The 19,885-nt window shown below is 67.9% G+C and carries 18 protein-coding genes; 11 read left to right on the top strand and 7 right to left on the bottom strand.

The annotated features are described in order from the left end of the window. Positions 1 to 9 precede the first annotated feature (9 nt). The 3 genes from ABZ004_RS19980 to ABZ004_RS19970 all read right to left on the bottom strand — a co-directional run bounded on the left by ABZ004_RS19980 (position 10) and on the right by ABZ004_RS19970 (position 4,481). Complete coding sequence (locus ABZ004_RS19980; RefSeq protein ID WP_355681577.1) at positions 10 to 771, bottom strand: DUF1016 N-terminal domain-containing protein; 762 nt, start codon at positions 769 to 771, stop codon at positions 10 to 12. A gap of 145 nt (positions 772 to 916) precedes the next feature. Beyond that, the gene (locus ABZ004_RS19975) at positions 917 to 2,704 is read right to left on the bottom strand and encodes an ABC transporter ATP-binding protein (RefSeq protein ID WP_355681479.1); all 1,788 of its coding nucleotides are present in this window, start codon (positions 2,702 to 2,704) and stop codon (positions 917 to 919) included. Further along, positions 2,691 to 4,481 (bottom strand): ABC transporter ATP-binding protein, encoded by a 1,791-nt coding sequence (locus tag ABZ004_RS19970; RefSeq protein ID WP_355681478.1) that lies wholly within the window; start codon positions 4,479 to 4,481, stop codon positions 2,691 to 2,693. Before ABZ004_RS19970 ends, ABZ004_RS19975 begins: the two co-directional genes overlap by 14 nt. A 79-nt stretch (positions 4,482 to 4,560) precedes the next feature. Between ABZ004_RS19970 and ABZ004_RS19965 the strand changes: the two genes are divergently transcribed. From ABZ004_RS19965 to ABZ004_RS19945, 5 genes are all read left to right on the top strand, one after another. Then, entirely contained in the window at positions 4,561 to 5,640 is a 1,080-nt protein-coding gene (locus ABZ004_RS19965; protein ID WP_355681477.1) for an adenosine deaminase, read from the top strand. A 42-nt stretch (positions 5,641 to 5,682) separates the two neighbouring features. Further along, entirely contained in the window at positions 5,683 to 6,231 is a 549-nt protein-coding gene (locus ABZ004_RS19960) for a GNAT family N-acetyltransferase (protein ID WP_355681475.1), read from the top strand. A 59-nt stretch (positions 6,232 to 6,290) separates the two neighbouring features. Next, the gene (locus ABZ004_RS19955; RefSeq protein WP_355681474.1) at positions 6,291 to 6,986 is read left to right on the top strand and encodes a PadR family transcriptional regulator; all 696 of its coding nucleotides are present in this window, start codon (positions 6,291 to 6,293) and stop codon (positions 6,984 to 6,986) included. A gap of 159 nt (positions 6,987 to 7,145) precedes the next feature. Continuing rightward, positions 7,146 to 8,168 (top strand): ATP-binding cassette domain-containing protein, encoded by a 1,023-nt coding sequence (locus tag ABZ004_RS19950; RefSeq protein ID WP_355681472.1) that lies wholly within the window; start codon positions 7,146 to 7,148, stop codon positions 8,166 to 8,168. Continuing rightward, a complete protein-coding gene (locus tag ABZ004_RS19945; RefSeq protein ID WP_355681470.1) occupies positions 8,168 to 8,986 on the top strand; it encodes an ABC transporter permease in 819 nt (272 codons plus the stop codon). Before ABZ004_RS19950 ends, ABZ004_RS19945 begins: the two co-directional genes overlap by 1 nt. Before the next feature lie 31 nt (positions 8,987 to 9,017). Here the strand turns inward: ABZ004_RS19945 and ABZ004_RS19940 are convergent, their stop codons facing one another. Together ABZ004_RS19940 and ABZ004_RS19935 are read right to left on the bottom strand one after the other, a co-directional pair. After that, positions 9,018 to 9,455, bottom strand: a complete 438-nt coding sequence (locus ABZ004_RS19940) for a GNAT family N-acetyltransferase (protein ID WP_355681468.1) — start codon at positions 9,453 to 9,455, stop codon at positions 9,018 to 9,020. Next, complete coding sequence (locus ABZ004_RS19935; RefSeq protein WP_355681466.1) at positions 9,455 to 10,408, bottom strand: helix-turn-helix domain-containing protein; 954 nt, start codon at positions 10,406 to 10,408, stop codon at positions 9,455 to 9,457. The genes ABZ004_RS19940 and ABZ004_RS19935 overlap by 1 nt, the downstream gene beginning before the upstream one ends. Before the next feature lie 83 nt (positions 10,409 to 10,491). On the opposite strand from ABZ004_RS19935, the gene ABZ004_RS19930 reads away from it, so the two are divergent. Beyond that, positions 10,492 to 10,761: a hypothetical protein gene (locus ABZ004_RS19930; protein ID WP_355681464.1), complete on the top strand. Its 270-nt coding sequence runs from the start codon at positions 10,492 to 10,494 to the stop codon at positions 10,759 to 10,761. 99 nt (positions 10,762 to 10,860) lie between these two features. Further along, positions 10,861 to 11,685, top strand: coding sequence for a class I SAM-dependent methyltransferase (locus tag ABZ004_RS19925; protein ID WP_355681462.1), 825 nt, complete (start codon positions 10,861 to 10,863; stop codon positions 11,683 to 11,685). Positions 11,686 to 11,794: 109 nt separating this feature from the next. Here the strand turns inward: ABZ004_RS19925 and ABZ004_RS19920 are convergent, their stop codons facing one another. After that, positions 11,795 to 11,938: a hypothetical protein gene (locus ABZ004_RS19920; RefSeq protein WP_185441943.1), complete on the bottom strand. Its 144-nt coding sequence runs from the start codon at positions 11,936 to 11,938 to the stop codon at positions 11,795 to 11,797. A 165-nt stretch (positions 11,939 to 12,103) separates the two neighbouring features. On the opposite strand from ABZ004_RS19920, the gene ABZ004_RS19915 reads away from it, so the two are divergent. The 4 genes from ABZ004_RS19915 (at position 12,104) to ABZ004_RS19900 (ending at position 17,887) form a co-directional block, all read left to right on the top strand. After that, positions 12,104 to 12,961, top strand: coding sequence for a DNA-formamidopyrimidine glycosylase family protein (locus ABZ004_RS19915; RefSeq protein ID WP_355681459.1), 858 nt, complete (start codon positions 12,104 to 12,106; stop codon positions 12,959 to 12,961). A 44-nt stretch (positions 12,962 to 13,005) separates the two neighbouring features. Further along, positions 13,006 to 13,323, top strand: a complete 318-nt coding sequence (locus ABZ004_RS19910) for a rhodanese-like domain-containing protein (RefSeq protein ID WP_355681457.1) — start codon at positions 13,006 to 13,008, stop codon at positions 13,321 to 13,323. Between the two features lie 177 nt (positions 13,324 to 13,500). Further along, entirely contained in the window at positions 13,501 to 16,959 is a 3,459-nt protein-coding gene (locus ABZ004_RS19905; protein ID WP_355681456.1) for a phosphodiester glycosidase family protein, read from the top strand. 16 nt (positions 16,960 to 16,975) lie between these two features. Then, positions 16,976 to 17,887 carry an LD-carboxypeptidase gene (locus tag ABZ004_RS19900; protein WP_355681454.1) on the top strand — a complete coding sequence of 304 codons (912 nt, stop codon included), beginning with the start codon at positions 16,976 to 16,978 and terminating at the stop codon, positions 17,885 to 17,887. A gap of 22 nt (positions 17,888 to 17,909) precedes the next feature. Here the strand turns inward: ABZ004_RS19900 and ABZ004_RS19895 are convergent, their stop codons facing one another. Then, positions 17,910 to 19,844 (bottom strand): alpha/beta fold hydrolase, encoded by a 1,935-nt coding sequence (locus ABZ004_RS19895; RefSeq protein ID WP_355681452.1) that lies wholly within the window; start codon positions 19,842 to 19,844, stop codon positions 17,910 to 17,912. Positions 19,845 to 19,885: the final 41 nt, after the last annotated feature.

Below are 19,885 nucleotides of genomic sequence, written 5' to 3'. Positions count from 1 at the left end.
GACGAAGTCTCATCCCGATCGCCGACGTCGACGCCGCGCTCGGCAAGTCGTTCGATCTGCCCGGAGACCGGCAGCCACGGCTTTTGGTACTCCGTCACGACTGGTCTGCCGCGAAAGAAAATCAGCCCGAGCCGTTAGGCGTCCGGGCTGATCGTGATGGGACCACCCTACCATTGTCACGCCCCCGCCATGTGGTCCATTGAGATCCCCGGATGACGTGCACGCGAGCACGCTGTCACGCGAAGCCGGGAGACCCATTCCAAGCGTTCCCTGAGCTTCGGTGATCCTCACTCCCCTGGCCTCAACGCCGAGCCGACAGCGGGAGCACCAATACGGTGAAAACCCCGTGTCGATCTGCAGGGCGAGGACGTCCCGGCTCCAGCCGTGCTCGATCGCCGTCTCCGCGTACCAGAGGCGCAGATCGGCAGTGTCGAGCTTGTCCATCAAGACCATGTGGTGCCGCCAGGGCAATTGGGCAGCGCAGCGCTGCCCAATTGGCGGATCCGGCCATGCGACCGCGAAGGTCCGCATGTACCTGAGGTTGCGGGGTGAGTAGCCCTTGGCCGTGGGAAAGCGGTCTTTGAGGTCCGCTGACAGTCGGGCGATGACCTTGGTGCCCCACCCTTCCCGGTGCTGGCGAGCGAGGATCTCCTGGCCGATAGACCAATAGGTGGCCAGCATCTCGGTGTTGGCGGCGGTGATTGCTCGGCGGTGGCCGGTGGTGATGTGGGAGGCGACTGAGTCGAGGAGGTCGGGATACCAGTCGGGCATGGAGGTTCGAGTTGGCTTGGCGGCGAATCGTGGGGAAGAACCGTTGTTCATAGCATCAGCCTCGGTCGACAGCGCAGTGCGACACGAAGGCCATCGCGGGGAATCCCGGGGCAGATCAGATTTGTGCAAGCGTCGCTTGCACGAATTAGCGGTAGGCGGTGGCTTGGAGGTTGTAGAGGGTGGCGTAAGGGCCGTTGGCGGCTAGGAGGGACTCGTGGGTGCCTACTTCTAGTAGGTGGGCGCCGTCCAGGACGACTATGAGGTCGGCCATGCGGACGGTGGAGAAGCGGTGGGAGACCAGGACGGTGATGCGGCCGTCGGTGCTGGTGCGGGCTGCGTCGGCGTAGCGTTCGAAGAGGGCGTGTTCGGTTTCGGCGTCCAGGGCGGCGGTGGGTTCGTCGAGGACCAGCAAGAGTGGGTTGTCGCGCATGAAGCCACGGGCCAGCGCGAGTTTCTGCCATTGGCCGAAGCTGAGTTCGGCGCCGTCGGGCCAGGTGGAACCGAGTTGGGTGGCGAGGCCGGAGTCGAGGCGGTCGACGACGTCCTGGGCGCCGGCTCGGGTGACGGCCGTGGTGACTGCCGGCTCGTCGTCCAAGCGGGGAAGGTCGCCCAGGCCGACGCTGTGCCGTGCCTGAAACTCGAACCGGAAGAAGTCCTGGAAAGCGCCGGCGATCCGAGCGCGCCAAGCGTCCGCCGGGATTCGCGACAGGGGTTGGCCGTCTAGCAAGATGACGCCGTCGGACGGCTCGTAGAGTTTCGCGATCAGCTTCACCAGCGTGGACTTCCCGGCCCCGTTCTCGCCGACCACCGCGATCACCTTGCCGGCCGGGAGATGCAGCGAAATGTTGTCCAAGGCAACCTTGTCGGAATCGGCGTAGCTGAAGGAAACCCCCTCCAGCCGGATCCCGTCAGTCAACCGAGCAGGCACCGGAAGATCAGCGCCCGCGGCGAAGGACGCGGCGTAGTTCTCCAGCCAGACCAGCCGCCGCGATCCGTCCAGCCAGATCCCGCGCAGGAACCCGATCTCGCCGACCGTCGCCCCGATGTACGACGACAGCCGCGCGCCGGCCGCGAGAATCAGCAGCACCTCCCCGACCGACCCCTCGAGCCCGGATGCGACGAACAACACCGCTCCCACGTACGCCGCTCCGAAGATCGCCCAGGCCGCCGCATGCCACCCGGCACTCACCCACCGAACTCGTGCGATCGGCCTGTACCACCGCTCCCACGCCAGCCGCCGATCCGTCACCAGCGAAGGCCCGATCCCGGTCACCCGCACGTCCTTCCCCGGCGCCGGCGTGGTCGCAGTCCGGAAAAGATGATCCGCAAGCCGTTGGTGCGAAGCGTTCTTCTCCTCCGTCGACCGCTCCACCCCAGGCCGCCAACTGGAGCTGACCACGGTCGGCACCGCGAAGAGCACCAGAAGTGCGAGAAGCGGATTGATCGACATCAGCAGCCCGACCGTCACCGCGAGACGCAGGATCCAGCCGCAGGTCGAGAAGAGCGACATGTACATGTGGTCGAGCACGAACACCTGTTTCCGCAGTACGGAAAGCCGGTCCAGGTAGTCACGGCGTTCGTGATGCTCGACCGTCGCAACGGTCGCCTGCAGCCGGGCGACGTGCGCTTCCAGCATGATCGTGACGCGGTCCCGGAACCGCCGCGAGATCCGCGTCGACAAGGTGCGCAGGAACCAGGTCGCCGTCACCGACAACGCCATCCCGAAAGCGGCGACGAAGACGGCCCGCCGATCGCCACGGAGTACGCCATCGGCCAGAACCTTCAGCCACAAGGCGAGCAAGGCATCGGGCAACGCGGCCAGCAAGGTCATCGCGAAGGCGAAGACCAGCAGCCCGGGCTCGTGCTGGTAGCCGAGCTTGCAGAGTCGCCACATCGACGGCAAGGCCTTCGGCAGATCGTCAGAGCGTGTCATAGCTCATCCCCTCCTCGTCGACCTCGGCCGCGAACCGCTGCGCCTGCAGGTCGAACATCGTCCGGTACCGCCCGCCGAGCGCCATCAACTCGTCATGACTCCCGAGCTCGATCACCCGCCCGTGCTCCAGCACGCAGATCCGGTCGACATGCCTGACCGTCGAGAACCGATGCGACACGAGGATCGTCGTGACCCCTCGCGTCGCGGTCAGAATCCGATCGAAGATCGCTGCCTCACCACGGACATCCAGCTGAGCTGTCGGCTCATCCAGCAGCACCAGACCGGCCCCTTGCCGTACGGCGCACAACGCCCGCGCCAAGGCGACCCGCTGCCACTGCCCGCCGGACAAGTCGGTCCCGCCCTCGTAACCGGTCGCCAGCCGGGTGTCGAGCGAAGCCAGGTCACTCGCTCCCGCATCTGCCAGCGCGGCAAGGATGTCGGCCTCGGGCGCACCGCCGGGCGCCACGTTGTCGCGCAAGGAGAGTTCGAGACGGAGGAAATCCTGGAAGACCGCGGCGACGCGAGTCCGGTAACCGTCCACATCCAGGTCCCGCAGGTCGGACCCGTCGATCTCGATCGCGCCACTGGAAGGGTCGTAGAACCGGCACAGCAACTTCGCCAGCGTCGTCTTCCCCGCCCCGTTCTGCCCGACCACGGCCAGCGACGACCCGGCCGGAATCTCCAACTCCAACCCGTCGAACACCGCCCGCGAAGACCGCGGATAGCTGAAACTCAGATCCCGGAGCCTGATCCCGACAGGACCCTGAGAAACAGAACGAGAACCACCAGGCAACGCACCGGCCGGAGCCATCGCGGGTTTCAGTTTCCGTACGGCGACAACCGGTGCCGCGGCTCCATCCAGAACCCAGTTCAAGCCGCCGAAGGCGATCGAGCTGACCCCGACCGCCACCTGCGCGAAGACCACCAGCCGATCCAGCCCCAGATCGCCACCGACCGCAGCCGAGCCAAGAGCCCAGAAGACCACGCCGTTCGCCACCACCACGATCAGCAAACTCCAGATCATCGGCCGCTCGCGCAGCCGGGTCGCCGTGTACTGCAGTTCGAACAACCGCCGCCGTCGCTCGGTGAACCGCTCCACCGCCCACCCCGCCAACCCGAACAACCGCAGCTCTTTGGCAGCGGCAGGCTCAACGGCCAGCTGATACGCATAGTCCGCATGCCGTTGCGCAGAACGAACCTCCGGCGTATTCCGATCCCGCCAGACCCCGCTCTCCCGCAACAACCAATGCGTCGCGCTCCAGGCAACCACCAGCACCACCGGCGCCCACCAACTGAAGCCGAACAGCACCACGGCCGCAGCGATCCCGCCCACCATCTCCACCAGGCTGCTGGCGGTGAAGTCCACATTCATGTACATCGGCGGCCCGGTCTGCCCCCGATCGAACTCCCGCGCGACCGTCAGATCCTCGGCCAGCGAAGGATCCTCCAGATGCCCGATCCCCGGCGGCTGCACGCACGCCCGGGTCAGCTCGTCGTTGAGCCACGCAGCCACCAGGCTCCCGAGATTGGCGCTGACCGCCTGGTGCACCGGTGTCAGCACCTGCAGCAGAACGAACGTCGTACCCATCAGAACCAGTGGGCCGGTCAGCTCGTTGTGATGCTGGACAGCGCCGACCAGCCAGCCCATGGCGATCGCGAACACCGCCGGTAGCGCACCACGCACCAGCAGAAGCAGCCACCAGACCACCGCCAGCACGGGATCCGCCTTCGGCAGCACGGCGAAGAACTGCCATTCGGGACGCTCACGCAGGACCATCTCCTCACCATGGCACCCGGCACCCCCAAATTTCTTGAACGTTTGCCGGATCGGTGGAACCGCCTGGCAGGATGGCGGCATGATCTCGGCTGGGCAGTTGGCGGATGCGCCGAAGGTGTTGTTGCACGACCACCTCGACGGTGGCCTGCGGCCCGCGACGATCGTGGAGCTGGCCGCCGACATCGGCCACCAGTTGCCGCGCACCGACGCGGCCGAACTCGGCCGGTGGTTCGTCGAATCGGCCGACTCCGGCTCGCTGCCCCGCTACCTGGAGACGTTCGACCACACGGTCGCGGTGATGCAGAACGCGGAGGCGATCACCCGGGTCGCCAGCGAGTGCGTGCAGGACCTCGCCGCGGACGGCGTCGTGTACGCCGAGATCCGGTACGCGCCCGAGCAGCACCTGACCGCCGGGCTGTCGCTCGAGCAGGTCGTGGATGCGGTCCGGGCCGGTTTCGAGGACGGTATGACGAAGGCCGAGCGGCCGATCGTCGCCCGCCAGCTGCTCACCGCGATGCGTCACCAGGCCCGGTCGATGGAGATCGCCGAGCTCTCGGTCGCCTACCGCGACGCCGGCGTGGTCGGCTTCGACATCGCCGGTGCCGAGGCGGGTTACCCGCCCACCCGGCACCTGGACGCCTTCGAGTACTTGCAGCGCGAGAACGCCCACTTCACCATCCACGCCGGTGAGGCGTTCGGGTTGCCGTCGATCTGGCAGGCGATCCAGTGGTGCGGCGCGGATCGCCTCGGCCACGGCGTACGGATCATCGACGACATCTCCTACGACCCGGCGGCCGGCCTGGACGGCAAGGTCGAGCTTGGCCGGCTGGCGGCGTACGTGCGGGACCGCAGGATCCCGCTCGAGATGTGCCCGAGCTCGAACCTGCAGACCGGCGCGGCCGACTCGATCGCGCAGCACCCGATCGGCCTGCTCGCCCAGCTCAAGTTCCGGGTCACGGTCAACACCGACAACCGGCTGATGTCCGGCACGTCGATGAGCCGCGAACTCGCGCTGCTCGCCGAGGCCTTCGACTACGGCCTGGCCGACTTCCGCTGGTTCGCCATCAACGCGATGAAGTCCGCCTTCATCCCGTTCGACGAGCGGCTCGCGATCATCGACAACATCATCAAGCCCTGGTACGCCGAGGCGCTCGGGTAAACCAGTTGGACCTGGGCCGCGCCGCAGTCGAGCATCAGCGGTATGACCCCTGAGATCCGCTTCGCGGAATTGTCCAGTACGACGATGGCCGCGTTGCTCGCGGACGACCTGACCACCCCCCGCGCCGAGTCGGGTGTCGAACTCGGCGAGTTGTTCGTCGACGATCGCGCGAAATGGCTGTGGAACTACCGGCTCAAGCAGCTCGATACGCAGCCGGAGGCGGCGGACTGGATCGCCCGGGCGGTCCTGGCCGAACCAGCCGAGCCCGCTGACGGCCCTCCCGACGAGGCCGGGCCGGGTGAGGTGGTGGTCGGTTATGCGGGGTTCCACGGGCCGCCGGATGAGGCCGGGATGGTGGAAGTCGGGTACACCGTCGACCCGCAGTACCGGCGGCGCGGTTATGCGAAGGCGATCCTGGCCGCGTTGATCGACCGGGCCGCCGCCGAACCCGCCGTACGGGTGGTCCGCGCCACGATCAGCCCCGACAACGTCGCCTCGCTCGCCACCATCGCCTCCTTCGGCTTCACCCAGAACGGCGACCAGTGGGACGAGGAGGACGGCCTCGAGCTGATCTTCGAGCGACCCGCTTGACAGGAGATACCCGAAAGCTAATACTCGATTTCGAGTAATCGAGATCGAGGAGGCAGAGCGTGGTCAAGCGCAAGGTGGGGAATCCCCTCGCGTTCGCGGTGCTCGGCAGCCTCGGGGAGCGCTCGATGCACCCGTACGAGATCTCCACGATGCTCAAGAGCCGGGGCAAGGACGGCAGCATCAAGCTCAACTACGGGTCCTTGTACTCCGTGGTGACGGCCCTGGAGAAGGCCGGCTTCATCGAGGCGGTGGAGACCGTGCGCGAGGGGAACCGCCCCGAGCGGACGGTCTACGCGATCACCGAAGCGGGCCGGGCCGAGTTCGCGGACTGGCTGACCGAGCTGCTCGGCTCGCCGGAGAAGGAGTACAGCCAGCTCGAAGCCGGTCTCGCCTACGTACCGGCTTTCCACCCGGACCGCGTCGTCGAGCTGCTGGAGCAACGGATCGTTGCCCTGGACGCGCAGATCGCCGAGCTGACCGCGGCGCACGAGTTCATGCGATCCAAGGAGTTCCCGAGGATCTTCTGGATCGAGTCGGAGTTCCGGGTCGAGCTGCTCACCGCCGAGCGGAACTATGCGGAGCGGCTGGCCGGCGAGATCCGCACCGACGGCCTGGAGGGCAGCGCCTTCTGGCGCAAGACCCACGAGCTCGTCGCCGAGCTGGGCATCACCCCCAGCGACGTCCTGAAGAACCCGGTGAAGTACCTCGGGGTCGACTTCCCCTGGCTGAAGGAGGTCACGCCGGAAGCGCTGTAACCAAGGACGGCCCCCGACCAGGGCGCGGCAACGCCGAGGTCAAGGGCCGCAGTTCCTCGAGTCGATCCCGCAGGCGAGACCTGGCACCCAAGGCGCAACCATCAGGATAGCCAGCTCGCCCGGATCGGCTCCTCACCACACCTTTGAGGAGTTCGAACCATGGCACCACCCACGCATGCCCGAAATCTGGCGATCGAGGTCGCCGAGCTGGTCAAGACCTACCCGGCGGCCCGCAAGAAGCCGCCGGTGCGCGCCCTCGACGGACTGACGTTCAGCGTCCCGGAGGGCGTAGTACTGGGCCTCCTCGGCCCGAACGGCGCCGGCAAGTCCACCGCGGTGAAGATCCTCACCACGCTGTCCCGGGCGGATTCCGGTACGGCGCGGGTCGCCGGCCTCGACGTCGTCAAGGACCAGCAGGCGGTCCGGCTCGCGATCGGCTACGTACCGCAGATGTCCAGTTCCGACCCGATGGCGACCGGCACCGAGAACCTCGTCCTCAGCGGCCGCATCTACGGCCTGTCCAAGCAGGAGTCCGTACGCCGGTCCGCCGAGCTCCTGGAGCGCTTCGGCCTCACCGATGCGGCCGATCGCCAGGTCCGCACGTACTCCGGTGGTATGCAACGCAAACTGGATGTCGCTCTCGGACTCGTCCACCGCCCGAGCGTGCTGTTCCTCGACGAACCGACGACGGGACTCGACCCGGAGGCCCGGGCCGACCTGTGGACGGAGGTCGAGCGGCTCTCCGCGGCCGAGGGGCTCACCGTCTTGCTCACCACCCACTACCTGGAAGAGGCCGACCGGTTGGCGGCGCAGCTCGCGATCGTGGACCACGGCAAGGTGATTGCCGAAGGCAGTCCTGATGCGTTGAAGGCCGAGCTGCACGGCGATTCGGTGCAGGTCGAACTGGCCGACAATGCCTCGACCACGAGGGTGCACTCCTTGATCGGCGGGTTGCGCGGGATCGGGGAGGTCGTTGTCGATGGCAACGTGTTGCGGGCGCGCGTGGATCACGGGGCAACCGCGGTACCGGCTGTCCTGGCTGTCCTTGAGGAGCAGGCGATTCCGGTCGCGGCGGTGACGGTTGCGCGGCCGACGCTGGACGACGTTTATCTGCGGTACACCGGTCGCACCTTCCGGGCGGCCGAGCAAGCATCCGATGCGGAGAAGGAGAGGGCCGCCTGATGGCCACGATGACAGTTCCTGCAGTGCGATCCTCAGCCCGCTCCGGCGGACTGGCCGGCCAGACGGCGATGATCACCGGGAGATGGCTGCGCGCGCAGTACAGGTCTCCTGCCTTGATCGCGTTCACGTTGGTGCAGCCGGCGATCTGGTTGCTGCTGTTCGGGCAGCTTTTCAAGGGTGTTGTGCAGTTGCCGGGGTTCTCGGACTCGTCGTACATCGCGTTCCTGACGCCGGGGATCGTGATGATGACCGCGCTGATGTCGAGCGGTTGGGCGGGGACCACGTTCATCACCGACATGGAGCGTGGCGTGATGGACCGGATGCTGACGTCGCCGGTCCGCCGGGGCGCGTTGATGGCCGGGCAACTGCTCAGCAACGCAACCACCACAGTGATCCAGACGATCCTGGTGTTCGCGATCGGGCTGGCGGCGGGGGCGCGCTACGAGGGCAACGGACTCGGGTACGTCGTCACGATCGTCGCCTCGATGCTGGTCGGTACGGCGTTCGGTTCGCTCTCGAACGCGGTCGCGCTGCTGACCCGGCAGCAGGAGGCGCTGATCGGCATCTTCCAGTTCGTCTCGCTGCCGCTGACGTTCCTGTCGTCGATCATGATGGACCCGAAGCTGGCCCCGCACTGGGTCGAGGTAGGTGCCCGCTTCAACCCGGTCAACTGGGCCGCGGTCGCCGCCCGCGAGTCCCTCTCCGCCACCCCGGACTGGTCCTCAGTCGCCTGGCACAGCCTCTACCTGCTGGCCTTCACCCTCTTCGTCGCCTACCTCTCCACCCGAGCCTTCCGCACCTACCAGCGCTCAGTCTGACTCAGCGCCCTCCCGGGGCCACCCGGGAGGGTCAGAGCGGCTTGACCCAGCGGGACCAGTTGGGTTGCGGCTGGTAGCCGGCAGCGCTCCAGGCGGGGTGGGCTTCGGTGTTGGCGTCCAGCACCATCGCATCGGCCCGCGTGCCGCCGTACGCGGCGAAACGCTGCTCTGCCAGGGAGATCAGGGCCTTGCCGATACCGCGGCGCCGGTGGGTCGGGGCTACGGCGAGCCGGTAGAGGTGGCAGCGCCAGCCGTCCCAGCCGACGATGATCGAACCTACGATCAGCTCACTGCCGTCCTCGGCCGTCTCGTTGTCGATGGCAAGGATCAGGGCTTCAGGATCGCGCTCGATCAGGCGCAGTACGGCGTCGGGTGAGTCCGACGGGCGATCCGCGTCTTCGGCGGCGGTGGCCCAGAAGGCCAGTACTGGAACGGCGTCGGCGGGGGTGGCGGGTCGGTAGGTGATCATCAGCTCGCAGTCTGGAAGGTCCGGCGGTAGTCCTGAGGAGGTACGCCGACCACCCTACGGAAGTGATGGCGCAACAGCGCTGCGGTGCCGAAGCCGGATTCGGAGGCGATCTGCTCGATGCCTAGTTTCGTCTGCTCGAGCAGGGTTCTGGCGTGCAGGACGCGTTGGGTGGTGACCCATTTGAGCGGGGTGGTGCCGGTCTCGGCGACGAAGCGGCGGGCGAAGGTCCGGTCGGACATCCGGGCCCGGCGAGCCAGTTCGGGCACGGTGTGCTCGATGGTGAGGTTGTCCACCATCCAGTCGAGCACCGGCTGCAGGCTCTCGCCGGCCGACTCGGGCACCGGCACCTCGACGTACTGGCGCTGGCCGCCGTCGCGTTGCGGCGGGACGACCATCCGGCGGGCGATCCGGGTCGCGACGGCGCTGCCGAGCTCACGGCGTACGAGGTGCAGGCAGGCGTCGATGCCGGCCGCGGTGCCGGCGCTGGTGATGATGTCGCCGTCGTCGACGAACAGCACGTCGGCGTCGAGGTTCGCCAGCGGGTACTGCTCGCGGAAGAGCTTCGCGTAGCGCCAGTGGGTGGCGCAGCTGCGGCCGTCCAGCAGCCCGGCCTTGGCGAGCACGAAAGCGCCCGAGCAGACCGTCAGCAGGATCGCTCCGCGTTCGTGCGCCCGGCGGAGCGCGTCGAGGATGCGCTCGTCGTACTCGTGCCGCCAGGTGGTCGCCGGCAGCGCGACCAGATCGGCGTCCTCCAGCTCCTCCAGCCCGTACGGCGCGATCACGGCTGAATGGCTGCTGGTGCTCAGCGCCTCACCCGGCCGGACCGAGCAGACCTTGAAGTCGAACGCCGGTACGCCGTCGTCGGTCCGGTCGATCCCGAACACCTCCGACAGCACCCCGAACTCGAACAAGGCGACGTCCTCCATCAGGACGACAGCGATCTTCTGCAGCATGCGAGCCAGTATGGCAGAAATTTGTGGGTGACTGTCAATAGTGCCAATTGTGGCTGAATCTGGCTGGTAGCAGAATTACTGCCATGACCGGAATCATCGTCCTCGCAGTACTCGCGCTGGCCGTGATCGCGGCTCTGGAAAGCAGCAACAGGCGTCACTCCACCGGGTTCGAGCACGGCCCGGCCGGAGCCTGGGTTGCCACAGACCGTGACGAGGCCAGGTCCAAGCTCGACCTGCTCGCCCTGGGCGGCATGGCCGAACCCTTCTCCCACAAGCCCGCCGCCACCAGCGGCACCGTCGTGAACATCCGGCACGCCCGGCTCTTCCACCACCACGGCCGCCACGCGGCGTAGTACGGACAGGACCGGCTGGAGAATTTCCAGCCGGTCTTCCTGTGCCCGAAGGGGTAAAACCTGGGGCGGCATGGGTGGCTGCTGTGCCAGAGTCGCGGGATGGACGACTATCGCGTGGTGAACAAAGCCAGCTGGGACGAGCGGGTAGCCGCGCATGCTGCTTCGCCGGACTACAAGCTGGCGCAGTACGAGCAGGACCCCGACTTCATCGGGCAGGTGGTCAGCTTCGACCGGCCGCGGCTCGGTGACATCTCCGGGCTGCGCGGCGTGCACCTCCAGTGCCATATCGGCACCGACACGGTCTCCCTGGCTCGGCTCGGCGCGCGGATGAGCGGGCTCGACTTCTCCGGTCCAGCGATCGCCCAGGCTCAGGCGTTCGCGGACAAGCTCGGGCACGAGATCGACTTCCACCAGGCCGACGTGTACGACGCGGTCGAGGTCCTCGGCGCAGCGTCGTACGATCTGGTCTTCACCGGGATCGGCGCGCTCTGCTGGATCCCGAGCATCGAGCGCTGGGCCCAGACGGTCGCCGGCCTGCTCAAGCCGGGTGGCCGGCTCTTCCTTCGCGAGGGCCATCCGATGATGTGGGCCCTCGAGGGCGGCGACCATGGTGACCTGGTGGCCCTCGACTACCCGTACTTCGAGACCGCGGAGCCGATGGTCTTCGACGACGGCGGCACCTATGTCGAGACCGAGGCCGAGTTCACGAACAACCTGACGCACTCCTGGAACCACGGTCTCGGCGAGATCGTGACGGCGCTGTTCGAGGCCGGAATGCAGCTCACCAGCCTGATGGAGCACGACAGCGCGCCGTGGCAGAACTTCCCGGGCAAAATGACCGTGGACGCCGACGGCGAGTGGCGCCTTACCGAACACCCCGAGCGCCTGGCGGCGACCTACACCCTGCAGGCCGTCCGCCGCTGACCCGACCGCCGGACGCCGGCACGATGCCGTACGCCTGGCGCCGGTGGGCGCGCACGCCTCCGCCCGGCGGGCCGTCAGGCGCTCGCCGGGATGAGGCAATCAGGCCCGCCTAGTGGGCGCTGCGGCGCTGCTGGACCTTCTGGAACATCTCCTTGGCCTTGCGCTGGTTCTCCGGCTTGCTCAGCTCACGCTGGGCCACCTGCAGCAACTTCGCCACCACAGCGCCCTTGACCAATGTCTTCACGAAACCCATCAGGTCCCTCCTTCTCTCTTCCTACAGACGGTAGCGCTCCCCGCAACCACTCCGTATGGGTGATCCACCCGAACTCGTCCCCGACCTCCCCCCACGCCTTCCTTCCTTTGCTTTCCTTCCCTTGCTTTTCCGGAAGTTGTCGGTGGGGTGCGGCACACTGGGGGAGTGCCCGAGTTGCCGGAAGTCGAATCGCTGGCGGGGTTCCTGCGGGAACGTGCCGTCGAGCGGGCGTTCGTGCGTGCCGACATCACCGCGATCTCCGCGCTGAAGACCTACGACCCGCCGATCTCGTCGCTGGTGGGCCTGCTGATCGACGACGTGCAGCGGCACGGGAAGTTCCTGGACATCTCCGCGCAGGGCGTCCACCTCGTCATCCACCTGGCCCGGGCGGGCTGGCTGCGCTGGCGGGAGGAGCAGTCGACCGGACTGGTCCGGCCCGGCAAGGGCCCGATCGCGCTCCGGACCGTCCTGGACGACGGCTCCGGGTTCGACCTGACCGAGGCGGGCACGCAGAAGAAGCTCGCCGTCTATGTGGTCCGCGATCCGGCCGAGGTGCCGGGGATCGCGCGGCTCGGGCCGGATCCGTTCACGCTTACCGCTGAGCAGTTCGGCGAGATCCTCAAGCAGCAGGGCCGGGTCCAGCTGAAGGGAGTCCTGCGGAACCAGGGCGTGATCGCCGGGATCGGCAACGCGTACTCCGACGAGATCCTGCACGTCGCGAAGATGAGCCCGTTCAAACCCGCCTCCAATCTGAGCGCGGACGAGATCGAGGTGCTCTACAACGCCATGCGGGAGACCCTGACCGACGCGGTCGAACGCTCCAAGGGCCTGGCCGCGCAGGATCTGAAGTCCGAGAAGAAGAGCGGGCTGCGGGTGCACGGCCGGAAGGGTCAGAAGTGCCCGGTCTGCGGCGACATCGTCCGCGAGGTCAGCTTCGCCGACTCCTCCCTGCAGTACTGCGCGACCTGCCAGACCGGCGGCAAACCACTCGCCGACCGCAGGCTCTCCAAACTCCTCAAGTAGCAGGCCGGGCGCGCTCCGGTTGGGCGGGCTGCGATGATCGGGGGATGAACCCGGAGATTCCTGCCGTAGGTGTGGCCGACCTGGACGACGAGCTGCTGGCCGAGGCGTTCGTCCTCGACGTCCGGGAGCCGGACGAGTGGAACCGCGGCCACATCGAGGGCGCGACCCACATCCCGCTCGGCCAGCTGCAGGAGCGGGTCGGCGAGGTGCCGCTGGACCAGAAGGTGCTCTGCGTCTGCGCCGTCGGCGGCCGGTCCTCGATGGCGACCCAGTTCCTCGCCTCGCAGGGCCGGGACGCGGTCAACTTCGACGGCGGCATGCAGGCCTGGGAGTCGGCCGGCCGTCCCGTCGCCCTCGACTGATCCCTCCTTCTCCGGACTGCGGTGCCGTCCGGACCGAATGTGGACAATAATCTTCCGAAGACCGACCGGAGACGTTACTTTGTCACCGGTCGGTCGTTCGGCGTACACCTGCGCCTCACGGGGCGGTAGGGCTCTCGGCGTCGGATGGCCACGTCCGTCCACGCCGAGGAGGCCCCTGTGTTCCGCCCATCAAAAAGCTCAGTACCGCGGCCGTGGGTAGGCGGCGGGGGGACGACCCGGCGTACGGCGGTCAGCATGCTGGCCGGTGGTCTGCTGGTCACCACCGTCTTCACCCCGGCTCTGGCCCACCCCTCGCCCGCGCCCGTCGAGGCATTCCGGCAGTCGTCAGCGGCCACCGATGTCGCCGATGTCGCGATCGCTCCGGCCGGCGAAGGTCTCGTCACCAGCCGCCAGGACAGCCCGGTCGCGCCCGGCGTGAACTACACCGCCTTCGAGCGCCTCGACGCCCGTGGCTGGTTGCGCGGTGACTTCCTGGTCGCGGATCTCGACAAGCACGGCGTGACTGTCGACTACGTGAACACCGGCAAGGTCTCCGGCGGTCAGCCGCTCAGCCAGCAGCTCGCTCGCAAGGGCGCGATCGCCGGCGTCAACGGCGACTTCTTCGACATCAACGACACGACCGCTCCGCTCGGCGTCGGCATCGAGAACAACGGCCGGCTGATCAACGCCCCGGCGGCCGGCCACAACGACACCGCCGTCATCGGCAAGGACGGTCTCGGCAAGATCGCCCAGGTCTTCCTGCAAGGTACCGCCACCGACGACGACGCCACCAAGCTCGACCTCAGCAACCTCAACTCACCGACGGTCGACGCGAACGGCATCGGTCTCTACACCCCCGAATGGGGCGACGCCCCGCGTACCCGCACGGTCGACGGCCTCCCGGCGGTCCGCGAGGTGATCCTCCGCGACAACGTCGTCGTCTCGTCCACCACGACTCCCGGTACGACGCCGCTCGCGGCCAACGAACTGGCTCTGATCGGCCGCGACAGCGGCGCGACCGCCCTGGCCGCCTTCGAACTCGGTGACAAGGTCGAGATCCAGTACGGTCCGCGCTCCGACGCCGCCGACATCGCGGTCGGGATCAGCGGCAACGTCCAGCTCGCCCGCGACGGCAAGGTGCTCGACGACGTACCGGACGCCGACCTGGCGCCTCGGACCGCGGTCGGGTTCACCGACAACGGCCGCCGGATGGTCCTGCTCACCGTGGACGGCCGGGCGACCGGATCGCGCGGCCTGTCGCTCAAGGAGATGGGCCGGCTGATGGTCGACCTCGGTGCCGACGACGTCCTCAACCTGGACGGCGGCGGCTCGTCGACGATGCTCGCCCGCTCACCGGGTGAACAGAATCCCGCAGTGGTCAACAACCCGTCCGACGGTGGCGAACGCCTGGTCCCGAACGGCCTCGGGCTCGTTCCCAGCAAGGGATCCGGCAAGCTCACCGGCTTCCAGATCGAAGCCGCCGGTACTGCGGCCGAGTCGCCCGACACCGACATCTCGAAGAGCTCCCGCGTGCTGACCGGCTTCAGTCGCGTCCTCACCGCTCGCGGCTATGACGAGACCTACGCGCCGGCCAGCGGTACGCCGTACTGGTCGGTGGGAAGCAATGCGCGGGTCACCAACCAAGGCGTCGTGACCGGTCAGCGGGCCGGCGATGCCATCGTCACCGCGGCGAAAGGCCAAGCCCGCGGTCGCTTCCCGATGACAGTCCTCGGTACGCCGATCCGCCTGGCGCCGTCGACCCGCCAGGTGTCGTTGCCGGACGCAACCTCCAAAGGCTCCTTCACGGTCAACGGCTTCGACGCGGACGGCTTCTCCACCTGGATCGAGCCGCGCGACGTCAAGCTGACCTACGACCCGGCCCTGATCAATGTGGTTGCCCGAGGCAATGGGTTCGACGTGACTGCGGTCGGAGCGGATGCGGTGTCGACGGTCGTCACCGCGAAGGTCGGCAGTCTGACGACTCAGCTCAGTGTCACGGCCGGTCTCACCAGCCAGGTGGTGGACGAGGTCGACGATCCCGCTAAATGGCAGGCGAACGCCGTACCGGTTGGTGCTGCTACCGCCTCGAGATCTGTTGCCGAGGGCCACGATGGTGGACAGGCGATCGCGCTGGACTACTCGCTGACGGGGAGCACGGCGACGCGGGCGGCGTACCTGTCGCAAACTCCGCAGCAGACGTTGCCCGGGCAGCCGCAGAAGCTCGGCGCGTGGGTCTACGGCGATGGCAAGGGTGCTTGGCTGCGGGCGAACGCCTATGACGGCGCGGGTGGATCGGCGCAGACCTTGAACCTTGCGGCGACGGTGGATTGGACCGGCTGGAAGTACGTCGAGGCAACCATCCCGCCGGGGCTGACGATGCCGCTGCGGTTCTGGCGGATCTATGTGGTCGAGACCGTGCCGACCCGGCAGTACTCGGGCCGCATCGTGATCGACGATCTCACCGTCCGTGGTGCGCCGCCGGTGACGGTGGCGCCGCCGGCCAAGGTGATCGACCCGATGGTGGTCACCGACGGGCTGATCTCGGGCGGGCGCTGGAAGTTCGCGGTGATGTCCGACGCGCAATTCACCGCGGACGACCCCGAGTCGGACTACGTGCACCAGGCCCGCCGGACGATCCGCGAGGCGCTTGCGCAGCACCCGGACTTCCTGGTGATCAACGGCGATTTCGTCGACCGAGGCTTCGCGAACGACATCGCGCTGGCCAAGAAGATCATCGACGAGGAGGTCGCCGGCCAGGTGCCGGTGCACTACGTCCCGGGCAACCACGAGAGCTACGGCCCGGGCGACCTGTCCGAATGGACCAAGGTTTTCGGCGCGCCGACGAGCACCTTCGACCACAAGGGAACCCGGTTCATCCTGCGTGACTCGTCGCTCGGGTCGCTCCGGGCGGGCGGGTTCGACCAGATCCTCGACCTGCGCCGGCAGCTGGACGACGCGGCGACGAACCCGTCGATCCGCAATGTCGTGGTGATGGCGCACCACCCGATCGACGACCCCTCACCGACGCAGAACTCGCAGCTCGGTGACCGCAAGGAGGCCGAGTTGCTGGTGCGCTGGCTGGCCGGCTTCCGCGCATCGACCGGCAAGGGTGCGGCGTACATGGCAGCGCACGCGGGAACGTTCGCGGCGACCCGGACGGACGGCGTACTGCTGCCGCTGACCGGCAACTCGGGCAAGAGCCCGGCGGCCGCACCCGACGCGGGTGGGTTCACCGGTTGGGCGCTGGTCGGGATCGACCCGTCTGCCCGCCCGGCTGCTGCGGCCCAGCGGAACTGGTCGGCGCCGGAGCGCTCCTGGTTCCAGGTCGAACTCCGCCCGCATGTGGACTCCCTCGAACTCGCCGCCCCGACCAGCCTCCGCCGCGGTCAGACTGCGCCGGCCGCGGCGACCGTAGTACAGGAGGACCGTCGCGTTCCGGTCTCGTTCCCGGTCTCAGCGGACTGGTCAGGCTCCCCCTTCCTGCACATCGGCCCGGCCGCCACGGCCCCCTTCTGGTCCGTCGCCTCCTTCGACCCCGCCACCGGTCAGTTGACCGCTCTCCGCCCCGGCACAGCGGATCTCACAGTCACCGTCAACGGCGTCACCAGGACCAGCAGTGTGAAGGTCGATTGGTAGGAGATACCGTCGCCCGGTGACTGAGGTGAGGAGACCGGCGCGCCTGACGGCCGGGGATCGCGTTGCGGTGGTGGCGCCGGCCGGGCCGATTCAGGTCGACCGGCTGGAGATCGGGCTCAAGTACCTGCATGACTGGGGGCTCGAGGTCGAGGTGATGCCGTCCGTTCTCGGGCAGCACGACAAGCTGCGCTACCTGGCGTCGGAGGACACCGCTCGGGCAGCGGATCTCCGGACGGCATGGCTCGAGCCCGACTTCAAGGCGGTCTTCTGCGGCCGCGGCGGGTACGGCGTGCAGCGCACGCTCGAGCACCTGGACCTGGACGAACTGGCTGCGGTCGAGAAGATCCTGGTCGGCTTCAGCGACATCACCGCCCTGCACGAGGTCCTGAACGCTCGCGGTCTCGTCACGATCCACGGACCGATGGCGGCCGCCGTCGAGCAACTCGGATCCGAACAAGGCCGCGACCGTCTGCGCGACCTGCTCTTCACCCCCGAATCGGTGACCGACCTGCTCGCCCCGGCCGGCGCTCGGTCAGTAGTCCCCGGTACTGCGAAAGGCCGGTTGCTCGGCGGCAACCTGGCTCTCCTGGCCGCCAGCATCGGTACGCCGACCTTCGCGCAACCGGCCGGGATCGTCGTACTGGAGGACGTCGGTGAGCAGAGCTACCGGGTCGACCGGCTGCTCACCCAGCTGCTGAGGTCCGGCTGGTTCGACCAGGTCAGCGGCCTGGTGATCGGCGACTTCACCGACTCCGACAACGCCGACCTGGTCGCCGAGGTGATCCGCGAGCGACTCGTGCCGCTCGGCGTACCGATGCTCGAAGGCGTCGCGATCGGCCACGCCGAACTCAACCTCGCCGTCCCGCTCGGCCTCCCGGTCCGGCTCGAAGGAACCAGCCTGATCCCGCTACTCCCCGCGCTTCGTTAGCGCCCTGACACGAACGTCCGGCTCAGGGCGCCAGGTGCTTGGCGAGGAACGCGAGCGCCTGCGGATAGGCGTCGAGGCGGTTGTGGAGTTTGGCGAGGCCGTGGCCTTCGTCGGCGTAGACGAGGAGCTGGCAGGGGATGTCGCGCTTGGCCAGGGCTTCGGCGATCTGCTCGGCCTCGGACAGCGGCACCCGCGGGTCGTTGGCGCCATGGATGACGAACAGCGGCGCCCGGATGTCGTCGACCCGGTTGAGCGGGCTGGCCAGTTCGAGGAATTCCCGGTCGTCGGTCAGCGAGCCGTACTCGCGTTCGCGGACGGCCCGCCGGTAGTCGGAGGTGTTCTCCAGGAAGGTGACCAGCGAAGCGATCCCGACGATGTCGACACCGGCCGCCCACAGCGCCGGCTGGAACGCGAGACCGGCGAGCACCATGTAACCGCCGTACGAGCCGCCGTAGAGCGCCACCCGGCTCTGGTCCACCCCGATGGTCGGCAACCACGCGTGGATGGCCGCGAGGTCGGCCACCGAGTCCAGTCGCAAGGTCTTGTCGTCGAGGGAGTACCAGCGCTTCCCGTACGCCGCTGAGCCACGCACGTTCGGTACGACGACGGTGTGGCCGGCCTCGACGAGTCCGGTCACTACCGGGTTCCAGACGCGCATCGATGCGGCTTCGGGACCGCCGTGGATGTAGATGACGGCTGAGCCGTCACCACCGTCGGCGGGGCGGAAGACGAACGCAGGCACCTCCTCTCCGTCCGGAGTCGGGATGCGATGGCTCTCTGGGTGCGAGAGGCCAGCCGGAAGCTCGGGCAAGTCGGGCACTTCGACAGGCAACAGCTCGCCCGTCTCCCGTGTGTAGCGGACCACCTGGAGCGGCTGGACCGGCGAGGTGTAGTTGATCACCGCATAGCTGCCGTCCGCGGACCAGAGCGGGTCCCGGGCCACCTGGTGCCTGGCAGCGATCCCGCCGGCGGGCAACGCGAGCGGTGTCAGCAGAGCCCCATCGCTCAGTCTGTGCAGCGCCAGCGAGACCTCCCCATCCTCACTCCTACCAACCAGCAACTGCTCCCCATCCGGACAAACCCACCCCGCCAGATCACACCCGTCATCCACCAACAAATCACTCCACTCACCGGTCCCACCCTCACCCCCCGAGCGAAGCGAGGCTCCACTCCCATCCCCCGAGCGAAGCGAGGCTCCACTGCCGTCCCCCGAGCGAAGCGAGGCTCCACTCCCATCCCCCGAGCGAAGCGAGGGGTTGTTTTCCTTCTCTTGTGTTTTTGCGAGGTGGTAGCGGCGGAGGGCGTGGCGGTCGCGGTCGACATCAGTGGAGATGAGGAAGCCGGATGAGTCGGGCAGCCAGGACGGAGCTGTCTGGTGGATCGGGTCCTCGAAGGCGGTCAGCTCGGTGACGACGCCGGTGGCGACCTCGACCAGCAGCAGTTGGACCGAGTTGGCCGGCCCGCCGAACATCAGGATGAGCACCCAGCGGTCGTCCGGTGATGCGGTGACCGAGCTCAGGTAGCCACCACCGTCGTACAGCACGGTGTCGGTCCCGGTCTTCAGTTCCCGGGCGACCAGGTCGAAGTCGACGTCGTTCCGCCGGTTGGTGGTGAACAGCACGCGGTCCGCGTTCACATCGACCAGGTGGTGAACGTAGTCCGGGTCGTAGACCAACTCGACGAGCTCCGGCAGGCCGTCCGCCTCGAGATCAAGCACAGACAGCTGACCACGCTCGTTGCCGCCGGCGTCGTGCTCGATCACCGCCTGGCGGGCGCCCGGGATGTACCGGGCCTCCCGGACGGTGTCGGCGAGCTCGGTGAGCGTTCGCCAACTACCGTCCGGGCCGATCTCATGCAGTTGCCGGATGCCGCTCCCGTCGTACCCGATCAGGAGCCGGCCCTCGCCGTCCACGTCGAAGGCCATCACGGTGGGCAGCGAAAGCAACGTTGTCAGCACGTCGTCAGTCTTTCATCGGCGCGAGGTCAACGCTCACCGTC

Source organism: Kribbella sp. NPDC006257, assembly GCF_040613535.1.
In the GTDB taxonomy this organism is placed as follows: domain Bacteria; phylum Actinomycetota; class Actinomycetes; order Propionibacteriales; family Kribbellaceae; genus Kribbella.
The sequence above is the reverse complement of the archived record's forward strand: the minus strand, read 5'-3'. Positions and strand labels throughout refer to the sequence as shown.

Coding starts and splice junctions, on each gene's coding strand:
- ABZ004_RS19980 (WP_355681577.1), bottom strand. CDS start 771: ATGCCCGACTGGTATCCCGACCTCCTCGACTCAGTCGCCTCCCACATC.
- ABZ004_RS19975 (WP_355681479.1), bottom strand. CDS start 2,704: ATGACACGCTCTGACGATCTGCCGAAGGCCTTGCCGTCGATGTGGCGA.
- ABZ004_RS19970 (WP_355681478.1), bottom strand. CDS start 4,481: ATGGTCCTGCGTGAGCGTCCCGAATGGCAGTTCTTCGCCGTGCTGCCG.
- ABZ004_RS19965 (WP_355681477.1), top strand. CDS start 4,561: ATGATCTCGGCTGGGCAGTTGGCGGATGCGCCGAAGGTGTTGTTGCAC.
- ABZ004_RS19960 (WP_355681475.1), top strand. CDS start 5,683: ATGACCCCTGAGATCCGCTTCGCGGAATTGTCCAGTACGACGATGGCC.
- ABZ004_RS19950 (WP_355681472.1), top strand. CDS start 7,146: ATGGCACCACCCACGCATGCCCGAAATCTGGCGATCGAGGTCGCCGAG.
- ABZ004_RS19945 (WP_355681470.1), top strand. CDS start 8,168: ATGGCCACGATGACAGTTCCTGCAGTGCGATCCTCAGCCCGCTCCGGC.
- ABZ004_RS19940 (WP_355681468.1), bottom strand. CDS start 9,455: ATGATCACCTACCGACCCGCCACCCCCGCCGACGCCGTTCCAGTACTG.
- ABZ004_RS19935 (WP_355681466.1), bottom strand. CDS start 10,408: ATGCTGCAGAAGATCGCTGTCGTCCTGATGGAGGACGTCGCCTTGTTC.
- ABZ004_RS19930 (WP_355681464.1), top strand. CDS start 10,492: ATGACCGGAATCATCGTCCTCGCAGTACTCGCGCTGGCCGTGATCGCG.
- ABZ004_RS19925 (WP_355681462.1), top strand. CDS start 10,861: ATGGACGACTATCGCGTGGTGAACAAAGCCAGCTGGGACGAGCGGGTA.
- ABZ004_RS19920 (WP_185441943.1), bottom strand. CDS start 11,938: ATGGGTTTCGTGAAGACATTGGTCAAGGGCGCTGTGGTGGCGAAGTTG.
- ABZ004_RS19910 (WP_355681457.1), top strand. CDS start 13,006: ATGAACCCGGAGATTCCTGCCGTAGGTGTGGCCGACCTGGACGACGAG.